The following is a 16909-nucleotide window of genomic DNA, read 5'->3' on the forward strand; positions in this document are numbered from 1 at the left end:
ATAACTATTATGTCCAATCCTGTAATTCCTATTGATCGTCACGAAGCTCAAGAGAGTGGTCAAGCAATTCAAGAAGCGCAAGATAGTGTCGTGAAGACGGCGGCTACCGCTACGATCGCTCTGATTCGTCAATTACTCAAGTCTCTAAAACTTTCTCACAAGGACGTTAATGTCGAGATTGCTATCAATGACTCCGTAGCTTACAAGGCCAATGTTAAAAATAAAGAGCTTGAGGTTAAAGCTCAAACTCCAGAATTGTCATCTGAACAATTGCGCTACCTAAGAGAAGTTATTAAGTTACCACCGTCAAATCAGCCTGGGGTGGCTTCTATACCCCTAGATCAAGATGTACAAATTACCATTAATGGGAAAGAAGTTTTTCGCCTCAAAGATGGAGTTGTCGAAAACAATAAGCTTGCTCCTACAGTAGAGAAAACTGGTGTCAAACCTAGTAAAAATGTTGAAACCTCAACCCGACAAGGGAAGACTTCCTCATCACCCCTAACTCCAGGGCAAAAAACGGCGACTGAAGCTAAAACCCCATCATCACACGTAACTTCAAAGCCAAAAGCCAGCCGAGAAGCCCAAACTTCGCCATTACCTGTACCTCCAAAGCAGAAAACTACAACTGAAGCTAAAAAGCTACCATTATCAGCTTCAAGGCAGAAAACGAGCCAAGAGGCTAAATCCTCACCCTTACCCGTACCCTCAAGGCAAAAAACGACGACTGAAGCTAAAACTTCCCCCTTACCTATCCCTCCAAAGCCAAGCGCAACTCAAACAGCCCAAATACCCACTATGCCTGTGGTTCAAGGGGAAAGAAACCCAAGAGAAACTCAAATAGAACAACCCTCTGTACCATCGGTTCCCGTTGAGATTATGACCGAAAATGCGCCTCAACAGGGGCAAAAGGGCGTTTCTCTCTCTGATGAACAAAAACAGGAGTTGCAAAACCTTGGGGTTAATCTCGATCAGATCGAAAATGCTGTGGCTAATGCCCCTGGTGGTAACGTTCCGATTATCCTGGTTCTCAATCGGGAAGTAGAGCGTAATGTTCCGAAAAGTTCTCTCAAAGACAATCTTAAAACCAGTCTTTCCCGTTTCCAGAACACAGTCAAAGATTTGTCCCGTAAGGTATCTAGCTTTTTAAGTTCGACGCGAGAAAAACTCTCTCCGGCTGCTAACCGAGGTCTAAAACAGGATTTACAGAATATTGCTGTGACCAACGTTGCCTCAAAACTACTTGACCGCTTTGGTGGCAAAACTGAGGACGGGCGACAAGTGTTTGAAGGCAACAGTTTCCGCATAGAACGTCAAGGTCGAGATTTGACGGTCAGTGCTAAGGATGGACGAGGAACGATTTTAAGCCTTAAAAATGGGGAACTGGAGGGTTCTTTAACACAAAAAGACGTTGAAAAATTTCAAGCCGTCAACCGCCAATTAGATCACGGCAAATCTAGACAGTCTCAAGCTGAAATTGGGTGAGGATATAACTTATGTCAACCAAGATTAGTGGGCTTATTCCCTTATTGTTGCGAAAATCTACGATTTTACCCGCTATGCGGACTTTTGTTGAGATTAGTCTATTTTATGGAGGACTTATTTCACCTCATTACATGGTCATCTCGCCAGAGGAAATTGCTCTTTTATCAGTGGCCTTCGGTGGGATTGTAGCGCTATTAATCTCTCGTTTCAGGTGGAACGATCATGATGTCGCCCTCTGGAAGTTAAGCAAACGATCTTTTTTTATCCCCTGTGCAATACTTTTCGTTCTGGGTTGGTGGCTGTGGCGTTGGTGGCATCTGCCTTCGCTTCTTCTTAAAGCCGGATTGACAATCTTTTTGGTTAGTACCGTCCTTTCCCTTCAACATCTTGAGAGTGAGTTAACTCCAGAGATAGCGATCGCATTTTTGAGACGGGCTGCTTTTATCCCGTTTCCCATTTTCTTATCGATTCTCTTTAACTTTTTCAAACTTCAATGAATAATCATTATGTTGCCGTAAAACCGGCTAATGATGCTTTTGGTCGTGCTTTTAATAATATGTCTCGCTCTATCTCCCCTCAGCAGGGGATGATGTTGCTTGCCTGTCTGGGATTTGTCGGGCTACTTGCTTTGATGGGTAAAACCGGGGGTAAGAAGGGCAAGCTGGCTAAGGGGTATTTTGGTGGACGTGCAGAAAAGTCAGCCGCTAAACGAATTGCCCTCAAACAAATGCGGCATAAGAAGGAAAATGCGGTTTCAGTTTGGGTGGGAACGCCTACCCAAAACCCTTTAGCTCCTTCACCTCTATATCTTCCTGATGCTCAGAGGGGTACGGCGGTTCTCGGTGCGCCTGGAACGGGTAAGACGGTTTCAGTCATTGACCAACTAGCCATTTCGGTCATTGAACAGGGATTTCCCATGATTTTATGGGATTTTAAATTCCCTACCCAAACTTCCCGTCTAGCTGCTTATGCGGTTAAAAATGGCTACCAACTGCATATTTTCGCCCCTGGCTATCGTGAATCCGAGGTTTGTAATCCTTTGGAGTTTTTAAAAGATGATACTGATTCGATGATGGCGCGACAGTTCGCTGAGGTGATGAACCAAAATTTTAAGCGTTCTGGGCAAACCTCTGAGGATGGTTTTTTTGGACCCGCCGGAGATCAGGTGACGGAAGCGATCATGATGTTGGCACGAGGTACAGAGTATCCTGATTTGATGATGTGTCAGGCATTGGCAAGTCGTACTGATTTGGCTCAACAAATTATCAAGCAGAAGGATAAACTCAATCCCTGGATTTTGGCTAGTTTTGGGCAATTAATTTCCAGTGCCCAATCAGAAAAGACGGTTAGTTCTATTCTGGCAACCGCTAATATTAATTTTACTCGCTTCATGAAAGCGGATGTTTTACCGGCTTTTTGTGGTAAGACTACGATTCCAACTTTTTTAGAAGGAAAGCAAATGTTAGTGTTGGGATTGGACAGGGAAAAACGTGATGTTCTTGCTCCTTTGATTGCTGCTATCCTTCATTTATTAGTTAATAGAAATGTTTCAAGAAAGCGTTCTGACCCATTATTTCTAATAGCTGATGAAGTCCCAACCCTTTATTTACCAGGGCTTCATCATTGGTTAAATGAGAATAGGGAAGATGGTTTGTGTACCGTTTTAGGCTTTCAAAATTTGGTACAAATGGAGAAAATGTACGGTGAAGATTTAGCCAGAGCTATTATTGGAGGCTGTGCTACGAAAATAATTTTTAACCCACAAGATCAAGATTCGGCTAAATTATTTTCCGATTATCTCGGTTCTAAAGAGGTTAAGTTTAAACAAAAAAGTAAGGGCAGAAGTGGAGGGAAAGCCAGTACCAATATTTCTGAACAAATTCAAACGAAACCCCTGTTTGAAGCCTCGGATTTTCTTCAATTACCTACGGGTCGTTGTATTCTGCTCAATCCTCATTTTAAGCGGGGTAAAGCGGCTTACATACCGCTCTTAGAATCAATTAATTTAAGCAGTGATTATCAGACTATTTTGAAATGGTCAGAAACCCGTTGGGACAAGGTGAGAGGAGGTTTAGCAGAGCGTAGCACACAGATTTCTATTACCGGGGAGGATTTGGCGGCGCGTTATCAACTGGCTCAAAAGATGTTTCCAGGCGGGAAAAATAAGGGCGAGGAGAGTGAACTTTTTGCGGCGATGTTGTGACAAATTCTTGATAACACCTTAGCGTTCATTGGAAGTTTAATTATCTTCCACTCTAGGGAAAATAACGATAAAATTCTCGTCGATGCAGGATGCGAGAGAAAGTAATGGTATCGTCTGTTAAAAAAAAGCCTATTCTATAATCACCAATGCGAAGCCGGTAAGCATTATCTTCTCCTTTTAACTTTTTTATGTTGCCGATCTCGTTAAGATTGTCATAAGCTAAAATATCCTCAAAGACAAAATTTTTAATCGTTGTGTAAACTTGGGTACTTTTCAAGGCTTTAAGATCTTTGATAAAGGTAGGAAGATACTCGGTTTTCATTCTTGCTCTAGTTCGGCTAAGGCTTGTTCTAAACTCAAGGGAGTTTCATCTTTAACTTCTTTCATGGCACGATAGAGTCCTTCATCTTCAATTGCTTCAATAATACGTTCATAGTCTTGAAAATTGATAACTACTTTTAGGATTTGACCTTGAGAATCTGTAATCAATTCTTGAGCGAAGGGATAATCTTGAACGTCCATTATTTTGTCCTTATTTTGAGTATGTGGATAAATTTCTGTGGATATTTATCTTTCTGTCATCATAGCTCATTAATCCTAAATCCGATTAAGTCATAAATTAACAATTAACAGCGTGTTAGAGTTCGTTTCAGATAAAGGTCATAAGGATTGTTGTAACGCACCATTCCCCCAGGCAGTTGAGGTAGGATTTCACGGATTTCTTGGCTACAGGTTTTTAAGCCTGTATCTTCAGCAATTTTTGCCGCTTTTAGATGGTCAGAAACCCCCTGATTAAATAGAGTTTGAGACTCTTTGAGAGTGGTTTGATACTCATGGGTAAAACTTTTATCGCTTCGGGTTTTTAGCCTTAAAGTTCGTACTCTGATATTGATGAGAGTGAACTGCTTCAGACGAGTTGCGCCCCTTCCCCAATAAGCACTAACTAAAATTAGGGGTTCAGGGGATTTAACAATAATTTTATTGTAGAGAGCAAGGGCTTCATCATATTTGCCGTGCATTACTTTACTTTCTGCGGCTGGCAACATTTCTGATACAGTTTTTGGGATTTTTGGCTGACGTGGAGGGGCAGTCAACATTCCGAAGATAACTAACCCAATTGTCGCGGAAAAAGGCATTGAGGCTAGTTGTAGAGCATGAACGAGAGCAACAACATTGTGTTTAGGAAACATAGCCAAATTTAACCGAGGATAGCAAATAATACATTTGTTTTATTTTAAGGTACTATATTATAATTCATATCATCAGATGTTTTAGATAAGCATTAGTTAACAATTTTCTTGATGGGCATTAATTAGATTAAATTAATTGAAGAAAATAATTTATAACTCTTAATAAAGCAAGAGTTAGTTACTTGCGGTTATCGTTCTAATTCAACCCTTTTTTGGTTTAAATGATTTTCCTCAATTAGCTCAGTAGCCTTATTAGTAACCTTTAGAATATATTCTCTAGCTATCTTAAGATAAGTCTCTCTTGGTAATTCTTGATGCCATTGTTTAACCTGATTACTCTGAGTCAAAATTACTTTGGCTTCCTGTAAGTCATCACCCAACTTTAACGATAACAAAGTCACTCCAATATCGATCTCTCTGGTTTCCCTATCATAAAATTGAGGCAGTTGCCGAACAAGGGAGGCAAGATGAACATATTTATCTCTTAATGTCTTTTTCTGCTGTTCTAGCTCGTCACTTTCTACTTCCTGGTTATAGTTTTTCAGTTGTTCTAATTGGTTATTCTCTGTTTCTTGATTGTTGTTTTTCGGCTTTTGTACTTTGTTACTCTGTGCATCTTGTTTCGGGTGCGGAACAAGTTCGGCACTGTCATTAGTAACAACTGTGAGGGCTTCAATTTGAGGATTCAACTCATCCTGAGTTAGTTCATGACTATTTTGAGTAGCCAAGACAGATTTTAAGCTAGTCCAAGAATAATCCTTACCAAGTTGCCGTCCTTGGAAGGCTACACCGTTGAATTTATAGGAAATTCCCTCTATTTGTCCTATGTGCGATTTTCTGAGCCGAACATTTACCTTTTTATCCCTCAATCGGCTTATAAATTCCTCAACAGAGGGACGATCTCTTAAAGCTTGTTCGATTATCCCCTGAAGCTGGCTTCTTTTGTTAAGTTCACCTGTCCTTCTCTGTTGCCGTATTTCTCCGGTGGTTGGCGCGCTCGCCGTAGGCGAGCGCCGCTTCGCGGATCGCTTTCTTTTCTCCCAACTGCTTTGCGTCGTAGAAAGGCTAAAGTCTTGCTCTAATTGTCTGACTAATTTCTCAGAGCGCCTATACTGCCACGAATCATTAACCACAGAGCCATCGGTAATTCTAATACGACTAGCGATAATGTGAATGTGATCGTGTTCTCTATCGGTGTGGCGGTAAATAGCGTATTGGTTTGCGTCAAATTCCATCCCTTTTAGATAAGCACGGGCAATTTTAATCCACTGTTGTTGGGCTAGTTTTTCCTCCTTAGAGACAGAAAGACTAACGTGATAAACGCATTTGGTAACTCGCCTTCTTAATTGGGCAGATATGCGAAATTCAACGGCTAGGCTTTCTGGCTCTTTTCCCGTCATGTTTGTGCCAATTAACTTGGCTCCGGCTTTCTTGTGTACATAATCCAAGACATTCTTAAAGTTCGTGCCTTGAACCTGTTTAGCTATCATTGATTGAGTGCTGACCTAGGGGCTGGTTTTATTCCTATCAATTCTTTTCTCACTTCATTAAGAAGCGAGTATAAGCTATTTAAAGAATCGTTGTTTAACTCATTTTCTTGAAGCTTTTCGGCAACTTTTCCCAGTTCAAAATAAAGTTTTCGATTGACTTCTGGGACAAATTTGATGTGACTGTTATCGCTTTGAGCGAGGGCATTTAATCTCACCAGTCCACTTACGGTTATATTCCGTTGAGCCGCTATTTGGGCTAATTTTTCTTTTTCTTCCGGCAGAAAACGAACGCTGACTATATCCGTCCTTTGTTGTTTGAGCTTCAAAACTTTTTCCTCCTTGACGGCTAATCGGAGATTTTTTACATTTTTATTATGGCATAATAATAACGTAAATGTATTTTTTAACACGGCTTGCTATCGGGTTTAAGCTCCACACAATAAGCCCCAACAAGTTAGAGGCAAGATGGAGGAATTAAGGAGGAGTTGGAGAACTGTATAAACAAGCATAAAAAGTCAGCAAAAATCCTAAAAATGCTTAGAATAAACTCATAAATAAATTCATAAAATCGATAAAGATCTTCTAGCCAACTGGAAAATACTTGTCAAATAAATGCTTAAAGTTCCTGAAAAATGCTTGTCAGAACTATCAATTTTAGAAAAGCAATAGCTAAAGTTTGTTGTTTAGTCGAAATTAATGAGAGCATCGAGGCACAACACAGAGAAGCCAGTTAAACCTAGCCCGACAGGATGCGGCGAGTGCTTAGGAGGGATATATAAAATAGAAAAAACTCATAGCCAATAGACGAGTTCTCGTTCACTTAGGATGTTTAAGGTTGTTGTTGCGTTTCTCCTAGGTCGGTTACACTGAAAATTGACTCTATCGCTCCTCTGTCAATGCCTTAATGTCTCAATCCATCATCGAGCCTCTTTTTAAACCTCCTCAATCTCCTACTCAATTTAGTGCTGTCGGCTATCTCTTCGGTAAATTTGAGACTGTATTACCAGCCGACGAGCATCAAAGTAAACTTCAAGGGAGTTTACAACTTTTTGACGGTACTAAGCTCCCGGCTAGGGTAGGGCTTACGGTTTGGAAGAGGTTATCAAGTAAGGGAAATTTTAATCTAGACAATGCCTACCTATGGCGCGTCTATTTCCGCACCACAAAGGAGGGCAAATTTTTTCAAGTACAATTGATTAAATGTCTTTCCTCCCTTGAAGACTATTCATTTAATGACCTACCTCCACAACAGACCGCTTCAGACCAATTCCAAATTCGAGGGCGCATTCTCTTTACAGATAATGAGAAAGTGGTGATGCGCTTGGAACGCAACGAAACCCCCCCGCCCGGCCAAGAAAAGCAGTCTCGCTGGCAACCTTTTTTAATTACGGTTTCTGGCAGTCTTTCTGGAGCAGAAAAAGGGCAGTTCTGGGAGTTGCTCTGCACTCGTAAAGGTGAAGAACTGGTTTTAACAGAAGCCAATTGGGTAGATGAAACCATTTCCCTAAGAGAAGCTACCCCCGCACAGGTGCAGACTCCTGCTACTTTTAAATCAAAAAAGTCATCATCAAAATCATCAGAAGATTCTTCTTCCTCTCCAATTATTATGATTAATGGCAAACAACCAGAAATGACGGTTAAGTTCACTACTCGTCCTGACCTTCCAGAACAAGGTAAGACCGTAACATTACAAGTATCAGGGGAAGGTGGTATTACTGTCCGAGCTTCCCTCAATCGTAAAACCCTAAAAAAACAAGTGGAGAAGATGGATTCTTTTGCCGATTGGGTAGCCGCTTTGTCAGGAAAAGTCGCTCGTATTGACTTTGATGGCGTGGTTGAACTCGAAGGGGCGGGGGTGACGGTTTTTGAGAAAAAGAAACAAAAGGTAGAAGAGAAGCCTGATGCCTGAGTTTTTTCGGGGATTAAGATTGGTCAGTAGAGCTTTCTTCTCTAAATTTTCAAATTTCCAAAGGGTAAGCTCTGCCTGAGTGTTTAAAATGCTCAACAAAATTTTCGCTACAGTCAGTTTAATCCGTATTAACATAAAGCTACATAGGAAGGCTTACTGTTGCTCAAATAAGCATCTGTCTGATGAAAACGAAAAGTTCAAATCAATTAAAGGCAAACAAGCTCAAAAAAAAATATAGATTTTTTCTCAATCCTTACCCAGATTGCGCTTTTACTAAATGTCCTAAATGTGAGACAAAAACCAAAGTCCGGAAATTTGCCTTAGTTATTCACATTGAGCCTCAACAAATTTTTTTACTGAATAAACAGTGTAAATACTGTCCTTACTGTGAACTTATTATTGCTAAGAAACAAGAAATAGAAGCGTTAATGACTATTGGATTTAGTCAAGACAATCCTCAAATCGTGGGAAATAATTATTTAGTGATGGGAACTATTGAAAGGCAAGATTGGAAACAAGGAAACCAAGGCGCACTTTCAAGTAACGATATTTTAGATCGGATGTATATTTTTAAAGACCAATGGGACTTTGAGGTCATTCCGGCTGGCTGGTATCCTAATGATGAGTTACCAGAGAAAAAAAATAAATAGAGTAGGGGAAATTTTAACACACCGACGGCTGTTACCAATAAAACATTCAATCTGTGTCCTAATGATGAGTTAGCCGACTCTGAAAGCGATATTTCAAGGCGTGAGCAAGTTTTATAGCTCTGTATGTTCAGTAAGGATTAGTTTTCTCACAAAATCGCTATACTCATCTTTCATGGGTAATTCCATGTCAACAAATAGTCGTTTTCTTGTGACTAAAACTGTCTCTCCCGTGAGGGGATTTACTCCTTCTTTCTGATAAATCTCCCAATACAAGCCTACTCCTCGTTTCTGCCAGTTGGGTAGGTCATTAAAATTAAGCCCTGCTTGTTGATAAAGTAATTCATTTTTAGCACTAATTGAGAGTTTTTCAAGCTTGCTGGTTGCCTGACCAACTGTATAACCGTTTTTGCGTAAAGTCCAGTAACAATGAGAGTTTAAAGCATTGCGATGAGCATCCGCGCTACTAAATACGGAAATAATCAACCACTAAATTTAAGGTTGGTAGTTGAGAAATACGGCAATCAAACGCGGCTAATGTACCCAGCAGTAGAGATAGTTTAGCACTGGCCTCTCCTGCTAAGACAGAATTAAGTTTTCTGAGCTTTCGCCCGAAGGTAGTTTCGTCTCTATGCAGTAACAGTGATATTTCATCGCTCTGGGTGTAACCATAGACTACTCGAAATCCACAGTTCATCAAGTGTTCTACGGTTGCTACCATGTAATCCCGAAATTTAAGGTCAAAGGGCGCTTCAAACTGATGAGTGTCTTTAGTCAATCGGGTGAAATTACGTCCATCAAGACGAGCGATCATGAAAATTTCTGGCAGAACACAAAAATCGTGCCCTGTCTCAAAAACTCTAAGCTTCGCGTCTAATTCTTCAAATTTCATCTTGGTCACTGAGGAAAGTTAATTTCAAAGACTATTAAATAATTATTTCTTTTTCGCTCTATTTTTTCGACGAGCTTCTTTTTGCCTTTTTTTCTGTTTTTTGGCTTGACTTTTAGCTTGTTTTTGGCGCAGGGCGAACTCATCGGACTGATAAAGACTGGATTCTAAGCTACTTGAAGATAAAATTCTTGTTTTGGTTTTTGGCGGTATTAAACCGAATAAAATTTGAATTTCTTCCCAATCTCCCACAACAGCTTCATCGACATATCCTTCTTCATAAGCTTGTTCGATGAGATCCGCCGATTCTATAGCATTCAATTTCACTAAAGCCAAGACAATAAAACCATTGGCTTCTTTTCCATTGGCTTGAAAATGTTTTAGCTGTTCGGTCAGCACACAAATACAATCATTACGGACTTCGGGATAGCTTTCGGGGAAATTTTGCAGAGTTTCAATCACAGCGATCCGTGAAAATTCACCTTTGGAGACATCCGATAGATAGTTAGCCAAAATGGGGATTGATTCTACTCCAATACTTAAAAAAACCTTCGGGAGTTCGTCACCAATCCATTCCCAATATTCCTCATCTGGATTATCCAGTTTGGCAACCACTTTTAGCAATGGAGAAATTGCTTGAGTGGCTTTGAGTTGTGCCAATGTCCTCCAAGCCAGAATAGGGGCCCAAGATGCTGAGGCTTCAGCATCAGCTTGGTACAGTGCCTCATCAGTGGCCATCTCAATTAACTGGGGAATATGTTCGGCGCTTAAACCTAATTTTAGATAATCAGGCCAATCAAAAAAGTCTTCCTCTTGAAAATCTTGATAAGTTAAGAGTTGGGAAACAGTGGCACAATAATTCGAGCTAGATGACATGGTGGGAGTAAAAATTTTTTATTTATTAATTTTAAAGTTTGAGGGGAAATAAATGTCCATTTAACGGACATTTAAAAAACGATAGGTGAAGACCGAAACCTGAGCAATTAATCAAGTGTGTCGTCAATGTTCGATAGAAGTGGTTGTAATCGGAGTGCTTGGGAGTATCAACAAATCGGTCTTATTGACAGATAAAGTCTTGGCTGAAAACCCCCTCAACTTTTACTGTGATAAGGATTAGAGTGGGTCACAACACTTGCCTAAATTTATAACTTACCGGCTCGTGTTGTTATCACTTAAATGTATTATGGTAGTCACTTTTTGAAGGCATCACAACGGAAGCTGATAATAATAAAACTATCCGGCTCCGTTGTGATGGTCACCCTTGAAAAATTATTTAATCCGGGTAGCCAGTTATTCCCGAAACCATTCTCAACAATCTAGTTTTATTGATAGAATAGTCCAACTCGCCTTTTAAAACCGCCTCAAATCTTCTCCTGGTATCTACTTGAGGGCATCACAACGCAAGCCGATAATAATTAAGCCACATTCCGCACGTCAAAATGTAACATGAATTACTACATTCCCTCTGCCGATAATTTAAGTAAATATACTCAAAGTTTTCGGATCAAAAAAGTGAGACAATCAAAGAGCTTCAAAATGTATTTTAAGTGGGTGGACAAAAGTATAGTTAACTATTTGATTAGGCAATAGGCACTCTTGAAAGGCTTTCAGCCTGTTTACATTTCTTAACACAGAGATCTTTATTTATGTCCAGGTACTTATTTAAGACTAAATGGCTGTTTGAAGATACGAAAAGTAATTTTAAGCTGGTAAGTACCAGTTCCAAAAACAAAGTAGGAACTTTACTCACGAATAAATCCTGATTAGGATAGAAAGACCAAAAGCTAATTATAGTATAGCTTACAGCTTAGTTTGCCGTTTTTGTAGCTTCCCTAGCCATACGCCATATTAGAGAATATTGATTTTGTAGAGGAAAATATGAGCAATGCAACCCAATTAACAACCCAAGAAATTGAACAATATCGGGAACAATTTAAAGATTATCCTGAAGCCTTAGATGCTTTAGAATTAATTGCAGAAACAGACGGAGATTTAATTGAATCTGCTGGTTTATTGGCAATGGAAACAGGTGTAGAGATTTCTAGTAGGGTAGTGGAAGAAGATAATATTCTAGATAAATTAGCTAAAAGATGTCGTTCTATTGTCTGTGATGATGATTTTATAGATGATCTTATGAAAGATTTATTAACCGTAGCAGTAGCAACATTAGCAGCAAGTGGACAAATTCCGGTAGCAGTAGCGACTCCTGTTGTGATTTATTTAGCAAAAAAAGGGGTTAAAAAATGGTGTCAATCTAACGAATAATAATTGATTTTACGGGCATGGCATTATCAATTTTATTGTTTTTACCATAATTTAAGATCGCCATGCCCCTGCCCCCAATATTTATCGACCTGCTGCGACAAATGCCGCCCAATAATAAGGATTTTTAAAGGGATATTTTTCTAAATTTTCGACAAATTTACGGGCTTTTTCTTTATAAGATTTAGCTATTCTTGGTTTATCAGAATAGAGTTTATCTATCATTGAATCTGTTTCTAAAATAAATTGTTCACTGGTCAAATTTTGTAACCAATTTTGTGCTTTTTTTAATGCAACTGCAACCGAAATATTCATATTTGTATTAAATAAAATCTCATAAAACTTAATCATCAAAAATGCGGTTGATAAATCATTTACTGTCCATAAACTACTGACAACAGTTGGACTACCAGCGAATAAAAAGCCACTGGGTAAACCGATATATTCATCACTAATAGATTCAAAATCAATTAATCCAGTTTCGCAAGCAGAAAGTACAACAAGACGAGACTTTTTGAGGTTTAATTCAAAGATTTCGCCTAATGTTAAGGGTTCTTTATTGGCTAAAAATAAGGCAGATTCTAGGGGATTATTAGGATTAAAACCGCCATGACAAGAAAAGTGATGACAATGACTATCAGAGGCTTGAAAATGGGTGGTAACGGTTTCTTTGGTGGCGTTATCTTTGGCTATAATTTCGCTTTGATTAAATAACGTTGAGATAATATTAACTTCTAAATCCGTGAAAAATAAGTCTTTAGTCGGGTTTTGGATAGCAAAAAGGTTAGTTAAGTCGTTTAATTGACGTTGTTGTGTAATTTGTAAAATTTGACAACTGGGGGCATATTGTACATCGTATATATCCTGTAAAATTAACTGAGGCTCTCCCTTTTTTAAGAGGCGTTGGGGGAGATCAATAGGTAAAGCGTGTAAAGGTAAAATATGTAAATAATGACAGGGAATAATAATTAAGCGTTTACAAGTATCTGGGATTAAGGCAATTATATCATTAATATATAAGGTATTGGCAAAAGTTTGTAGGAGATTGGGAAGTTGATTAATCCATTCTTGTTGATCCTTGTGTGAGTAATGAAGCTGGAGGTAATTGTCGGTTGATTGAAAAAATGTCTGTAAATCTGTTTTTGAAGATTCCCAATATTTAACATCTCCGTCAGCAGATACCACAAAAGCTAATATTTTTTCAACTGTGAGATACCATTGTAAAAGACAAGTTGATTCATCAACTAAGGATTGAATCTCTTTAAAAGTAATCGGTTCAACTTTTTGAGTTAGTTTAAAATTAGGATCAGTAATTTCTTGCTGAATAAAGTTATCTAATTCTTGTTGATATTCCTTGAGATAACTATGATCTTGGACGTAGGGAGTTAAATTATTAGTATGACGAATATTCATATTCTGGTTAATTGATTGACCTTGTAGGCGAATTTGTTCATTAACCACTCTTTGCTTTAATTCATTCAATTGATCAATAATTGTTTGAGAAACACCTTGAGGCTGTAGATTTTTTTGTGCCATTAATTCCACAAGATTACGCGCTTTACTGCGTTCGATGTATTCTAAAGCGGTTTTGAGGTGTTGAAGGTTGTTTTCAATATGGTAAAGATTAAGGTAAGTAAGAACAAGACCTCCATAGGATTGTATGGCATCAGAGAGGATTTCTTGTTTTCTATAGCCTGTTACAGCCTCAATACGAATATTTTCTGCTGCTTTTACCGCTAAGGCAAACCCTTTGATAGCAATTTGCCAATTTTTGCCGTTATAGCCGCAATATCCTAAGTTATGTGCAGTCTGAAAACAGTCTTCAGGTAAAGCTTCTAGAGTATAAACAGTTAAAGCATTTTCATAGGCAGTGATCGCCAGTTCTAAATTTTTAGGCTTATCCCCTTTGATTCGGTGATGATAAGCATTAGCAAGATTATTTTGTGTCATGGCCCAGTCATAGGGAAATTTTTCACGGGTAAATATTCTTAAAGCAGATTCAAAACAGGTGATCGCTACTTCTAGATTGTCTGCTTTATCTCCCTTGACTCTCTGATTGTAGGCAACCCCCATATTCAATTCCGTCAATGCCCAATCATCGGGAAATTCATCAAAAGTATAAACTTTTAAAGCTTCGTTGTAACAAGTAATCGCGTTTTCTAAATTCTCTTCTCTATCTCCTCCGATTCTTACATGGTAAGCTCTACCGAGATTATTTTGCAGCTTGGCAAAGTATAGAGGAAAATCATCAGATGAAAAAATTTTTAATGATGCTTTAAAATTGGCAATCGCTTTTTCTAGATTTTCTGCCTTTTTCCCTTTAATTCGAGCATGGTAAGCATTTCCGAGATTCATTTGAATCATTGGCAATTCATGGGGAAACCTTTCAATCGTATAAACTTTTAATGACGCTTCAAAACAAGTAATAGCGATTTCTAAATTTTCTGCTTTATCTCCTTTGATTCTTGCATGATAAACATTCCCCAAAGTATTTTGTGTTTTTGCCCAGTGTATGGGAAAATTGTCAGAGTTCACAACCTGTAATGATGCTTGACAACAGGCAATAGCTATTTCTAAATTCTCTGCTTTATTTCCTTCAATTCTGTCAATGTAAACTTCGGCTAAATCCGCTTGTATTTTTGCCCAATTTCCAGGAAAATCATCGCAATTATAAACTTTTAAAGCCTCTTGAAAACAAGATATTGCAATTTCTAAATTTTCTCTTTTTTTACCTTCAATTTTCTCAAAATAAGCCTTTCCAAGATTGATTTTTAAATTTGCCCATTGATGAGGAAAATCGTCATAATTATAGACACTCAAGGATTGTTTAAAATAGGAAATCGCAACTTCTAAATTTTCTCTTTTCTTTTCTTTAATTCTTTTTAAATAAGCAACCCCCAAATTGCATTGCCCTCTTGCCCATTCATTGGGAAAAGCATTGACAGTATAGACTCTTAATGATTCCAGAAAATAAATAATAGCCTGTTCTATATTCTCTTCCTTTTTTGCTTTTATCCTTTGTAAATAGGCATTACCTAGATTATTTTGTACTTTTGCCCATTCATTAGGAAAACTTTCAATATTATAGATACTTAAGGATTCTTCGCAATAACCAATGGCTATTTCTATATTCTCTTTTTTCTTTTGCTCAATTATGTCTAAATCAGTAGTTTGTAAGTAAGCATTTACTAAATGAATGTGCGTATTTGCCCATTCACGAGGAAAAGCCTTGAAGGTACGCACTGTTAATGCTTTTCTACAGCAATCAATGGCTGTTTCTACATTCTTTTCTTTATTTCCTTTTATTCTTTCCGTGTAAACATTACTCAGATTATGTTGTGTCATTGCCCAATAATAGGGAAACTCATCTTTATCGTAGACCGTTAATGCTTCTTGAAAACAAAGAATAGCTGTTTCTATATTGTCAGTTATTTTTCCCGCAATTCTTCTTGCATAAACATTCCCCATATTCATTTGCGTCATCGCCCAATATTCAGGAAATGTTTGAGGTTTATAAACAATTAAAGCTGATTTATATGCTTGAATGCTAATTTCTAAGTTATTTTTTACGCTGCCAAAAGGAAATTCATTAATTAGATTTCCAAACATTAAAAGGATTGCTGCTACAGATTGTGCTTCTTGTGGATGTAGAATAGAGAAGATATTTGTAGCCCATTGATAAATAAATTTTCCGAAATTTTCATCGAGTTTATCTAAGTTATTTTGACATAAAGTATAAACTGCTTCAGGATTAAACCTATTTTTATCAATAAGTGAACTCAGTTCCAAGACATTCTCTAGAAAAATTTGATAGTCTTCAGGTTTAATTTTGTTTGAAGTTTCGTTTTCTACTCTTTGAGTAGGAGGAATTTTATTTGTTCCTTCGGGTACGAATTCCCAATCATAACCCTCTTTCTTACAAAAAGCGAGAATTTTCTCCACTGATATACCTTCAACACTGGGTACAGGAAAATTATGTTCTCCTAATCTTCGTGCAAAATTAGTTGCATCTACTGAAGATTCAAACATTAATATAGTTTGTCTTTCTTTATGACTTATTGTATGAATTCCCGCATTGTTTGTTCCTGCATTGTAGAGAAGAACATAAACAGTTTGAGGTAACTGATTAGAGGGTTGCTGCTGAAAATACTGACTCAAAGAAGTCACTAAATCTTGCGGATTAACCCGTAAATTTTGTAAAATTCTCGCTGTACTTTCCCTCTCTTGAAAAATCCCCATCAGTAAATGCTCTGTATTAATAGATTCACTCCCTAATTGTTCAGCAAATGATAATGCACCGTTTAAAACCAATTTTGCGGATTCTGTAAAAGGAATGTCTACAGTAATCATTCCTGAACCCCTTCCTATAATTTTTTCAACTTCAATACGAGCATTTTTTAGCTTGATTCCCTGCTGTCTTAAAACTTGCGCGGCAATTCCTGTTGCTTCACCGATTAATCCTAAAAATATAAACTCTGCCCCTACATAATTATGCCCTAACCGACGCGCTTCTTCCTGCGCTAACATAATTGCCTTAATCGCTTTCTCTGTAAACCGTTCAGACATGACTCAGACTCCCTATCACTCCTAAACCGCGAATTCATTACAATACTAGGCTGCCCGCCTGAGCAATTGGAAAATTTACTCTGAACTCTTTACAAAGAGCAGATGTAAGCAGGTTTTCGTGCCTTATGAATAAAATTATAAGCTTTGCTAACTCTGCCGTCAACGTTGAGTGAAATTCATCAAATGCTAACTCAACTGACTTGATAAACCGATTAATTCGGCGGTAAACTTGATGAAGCTGACTGATAAGTTCATCATGTAAGTACCT

At 38.2% G+C, this 16909-nt stretch carries 15 protein-coding genes; 6 read left to right on the forward strand and 9 right to left on the reverse strand.

Annotation, left to right across the window (positions count from 1 at the left end; translation table 11 throughout):
• The first annotated feature begins 9 nt into the window (after positions 1 to 9).
• The 3 genes from CYAN7822_RS04530 to CYAN7822_RS04540 are packed head-to-tail and all read left to right on the forward strand — an operon-like array spanning position 10 to position 3688.
• Positions 10 to 1485, forward strand: coding sequence for a hypothetical protein (locus CYAN7822_RS04530; RefSeq protein WP_013321062.1), 1476 nt, complete (start codon positions 10 to 12; stop codon positions 1483 to 1485).
• Positions 1486 to 1496: 11 nt separating this feature from the next.
• On the forward strand, positions 1497 to 1982 hold the full coding sequence (locus CYAN7822_RS04535; protein WP_013321063.1) for a hypothetical protein: 486 nt from the start codon (positions 1497 to 1499) through the stop codon (positions 1980 to 1982).
• Positions 1979 to 3688, forward strand: a complete 1710-nt coding sequence (locus tag CYAN7822_RS04540; RefSeq protein ID WP_013321064.1) for a type IV secretory system conjugative DNA transfer family protein — start codon at positions 1979 to 1981, stop codon at positions 3686 to 3688. Before CYAN7822_RS04535 ends, CYAN7822_RS04540 begins: the two co-directional genes overlap by 4 nt.
• A gap of 52 nt (positions 3689 to 3740) precedes the next feature.
• Here CYAN7822_RS04540 and CYAN7822_RS04545 read toward each other — a convergent pair whose 3' ends face one another.
• The 5 genes from CYAN7822_RS04545 to CYAN7822_RS04565 all read right to left on the reverse strand — a co-directional run bounded on the left by CYAN7822_RS04545 (position 3741) and on the right by CYAN7822_RS04565 (position 6694).
• Entirely contained in the window at positions 3741 to 4010 is a 270-nt protein-coding gene (locus CYAN7822_RS04545) for a type II toxin-antitoxin system RelE family toxin (protein WP_013321065.1), read from the reverse strand.
• The gene (locus CYAN7822_RS04550; protein ID WP_013321066.1) at positions 4007 to 4210 is read right to left on the reverse strand and encodes a hypothetical protein; all 204 of its coding nucleotides are present in this window, start codon (positions 4208 to 4210) and stop codon (positions 4007 to 4009) included. The genes CYAN7822_RS04545 and CYAN7822_RS04550 overlap by 4 nt, the downstream gene beginning before the upstream one ends.
• Positions 4211 to 4314: 104 nt before the next feature.
• Positions 4315 to 4878, reverse strand: a complete 564-nt coding sequence (locus CYAN7822_RS04555; RefSeq protein WP_013321067.1) for a tetratricopeptide repeat protein — start codon at positions 4876 to 4878, stop codon at positions 4315 to 4317.
• Between the two features lie 188 nt (positions 4879 to 5066).
• The gene (locus CYAN7822_RS04560; protein WP_013321068.1) at positions 5067 to 6368 is read right to left on the reverse strand and encodes a relaxase/mobilization nuclease domain-containing protein; all 1302 of its coding nucleotides are present in this window, start codon (positions 6366 to 6368) and stop codon (positions 5067 to 5069) included.
• Positions 6365 to 6694, reverse strand: coding sequence for a plasmid mobilization protein (locus CYAN7822_RS04565; protein ID WP_041933132.1), 330 nt, complete (start codon positions 6692 to 6694; stop codon positions 6365 to 6367). The genes CYAN7822_RS04560 and CYAN7822_RS04565 overlap by 4 nt, the downstream gene beginning before the upstream one ends.
• Positions 6695 to 7272: 578 nt before the next feature.
• On the opposite strand from CYAN7822_RS04565, the gene CYAN7822_RS04570 reads away from it, so the two are divergent.
• Together CYAN7822_RS04570 and CYAN7822_RS04575 are read left to right on the forward strand one after the other, a co-directional pair.
• Positions 7273 to 8277, forward strand: coding sequence for a hypothetical protein (locus tag CYAN7822_RS04570; protein ID WP_013321070.1), 1005 nt, complete (start codon positions 7273 to 7275; stop codon positions 8275 to 8277).
• A gap of 182 nt (positions 8278 to 8459) precedes the next feature.
• Entirely contained in the window at positions 8460 to 8927 is a 468-nt protein-coding gene (locus tag CYAN7822_RS04575) for a hypothetical protein (RefSeq protein WP_013321071.1), read from the forward strand.
• 111 nt (positions 8928 to 9038) lie between these two features.
• Here the strand turns inward: CYAN7822_RS04575 and CYAN7822_RS38915 are convergent, their stop codons facing one another.
• The 3 genes from CYAN7822_RS38915 to CYAN7822_RS04585 are packed head-to-tail and all read right to left on the reverse strand — an operon-like array spanning position 9039 to position 10689.
• Positions 9039 to 9410: a hypothetical protein gene (locus tag CYAN7822_RS38915; RefSeq protein ID WP_216701566.1), complete on the reverse strand. Its 372-nt coding sequence runs from the start codon at positions 9408 to 9410 to the stop codon at positions 9039 to 9041.
• The gene (locus CYAN7822_RS38920) at positions 9391 to 9816 is read right to left on the reverse strand and encodes a tRNA(His) guanylyltransferase Thg1 family protein (protein ID WP_216701567.1); all 426 of its coding nucleotides are present in this window, start codon (positions 9814 to 9816) and stop codon (positions 9391 to 9393) included. Before CYAN7822_RS38920 ends, CYAN7822_RS38915 begins: the two co-directional genes overlap by 20 nt.
• Before the next feature lie 42 nt (positions 9817 to 9858).
• On the reverse strand, positions 9859 to 10689 hold the full coding sequence (locus tag CYAN7822_RS04585) for a hypothetical protein (protein WP_013321072.1): 831 nt from the start codon (positions 10687 to 10689) through the stop codon (positions 9859 to 9861).
• A gap of 1002 nt (positions 10690 to 11691) precedes the next feature.
• Between CYAN7822_RS04585 and CYAN7822_RS04590 the strand changes: the two genes are divergently transcribed.
• Positions 11692 to 12078: a hypothetical protein gene (locus CYAN7822_RS04590; RefSeq protein ID WP_013321073.1), complete on the forward strand. Its 387-nt coding sequence runs from the start codon at positions 11692 to 11694 to the stop codon at positions 12076 to 12078.
• A gap of 81 nt (positions 12079 to 12159) precedes the next feature.
• On the opposite strand, the gene CYAN7822_RS04595 is transcribed toward CYAN7822_RS04590, so the two are convergent.
• Entirely contained in the window at positions 12160 to 16641 is a 4482-nt protein-coding gene (locus tag CYAN7822_RS04595; protein ID WP_013321074.1) for a DUF3110 domain-containing protein, read from the reverse strand.
• Between the last annotated feature and the right edge of the window lie 268 nt (positions 16642 to 16909).

The sequence above is a fragment of the Gloeothece verrucosa PCC 7822 genome (genome assembly GCF_000147335.1).
Lineage (GTDB): Bacteria > Cyanobacteriota > Cyanobacteriia > Cyanobacteriales > Microcystaceae > Gloeothece > Gloeothece verrucosa.

Excerpts from the sequence above, each read along its gene's own strand:
- CYAN7822_RS04585 (WP_013321072.1), bottom strand. The coding sequence starts at position 10,689 with ATGTCATCTAGCTCGAATTATTGTGCCACTGTTTCCCAACTCTTAACT.
- CYAN7822_RS04570 (WP_013321070.1), top strand. The coding sequence starts at position 7,273 with ATGTCTCAATCCATCATCGAGCCTCTTTTTAAACCTCCTCAATCTCCT.
- CYAN7822_RS04550 (WP_013321066.1), bottom strand. The coding sequence starts at position 4,210 with ATGGACGTTCAAGATTATCCCTTCGCTCAAGAATTGATTACAGATTCT.
- CYAN7822_RS04545 (WP_013321065.1), bottom strand. The coding sequence starts at position 4,010 with ATGAAAACCGAGTATCTTCCTACCTTTATCAAAGATCTTAAAGCCTTG.
- CYAN7822_RS04540 (WP_013321064.1), top strand. The coding sequence starts at position 1,979 with ATGAATAATCATTATGTTGCCGTAAAACCGGCTAATGATGCTTTTGGT.
- CYAN7822_RS04560 (WP_013321068.1), bottom strand. The coding sequence starts at position 6,368 with ATGATAGCTAAACAGGTTCAAGGCACGAACTTTAAGAATGTCTTGGAT.
- CYAN7822_RS38920 (WP_216701567.1), bottom strand. The coding sequence starts at position 9,816 with ATGAAATTTGAAGAATTAGACGCGAAGCTTAGAGTTTTTGAGACAGGG.
- CYAN7822_RS04530 (WP_013321062.1), top strand. The coding sequence starts at position 10 with ATGTCCAATCCTGTAATTCCTATTGATCGTCACGAAGCTCAAGAGAGT.
- CYAN7822_RS04595 (WP_013321074.1), bottom strand. The coding sequence starts at position 16,641 with ATGTCTGAACGGTTTACAGAGAAAGCGATTAAGGCAATTATGTTAGCG.
- CYAN7822_RS04535 (WP_013321063.1), top strand. The coding sequence starts at position 1,497 with ATGTCAACCAAGATTAGTGGGCTTATTCCCTTATTGTTGCGAAAATCT.
- CYAN7822_RS04555 (WP_013321067.1), bottom strand. The coding sequence starts at position 4,878 with ATGTTTCCTAAACACAATGTTGTTGCTCTCGTTCATGCTCTACAACTA.
- CYAN7822_RS04590 (WP_013321073.1), top strand. The coding sequence starts at position 11,692 with ATGAGCAATGCAACCCAATTAACAACCCAAGAAATTGAACAATATCGG.
- CYAN7822_RS04575 (WP_013321071.1), top strand. The coding sequence starts at position 8,460 with ATGAAAACGAAAAGTTCAAATCAATTAAAGGCAAACAAGCTCAAAAAA.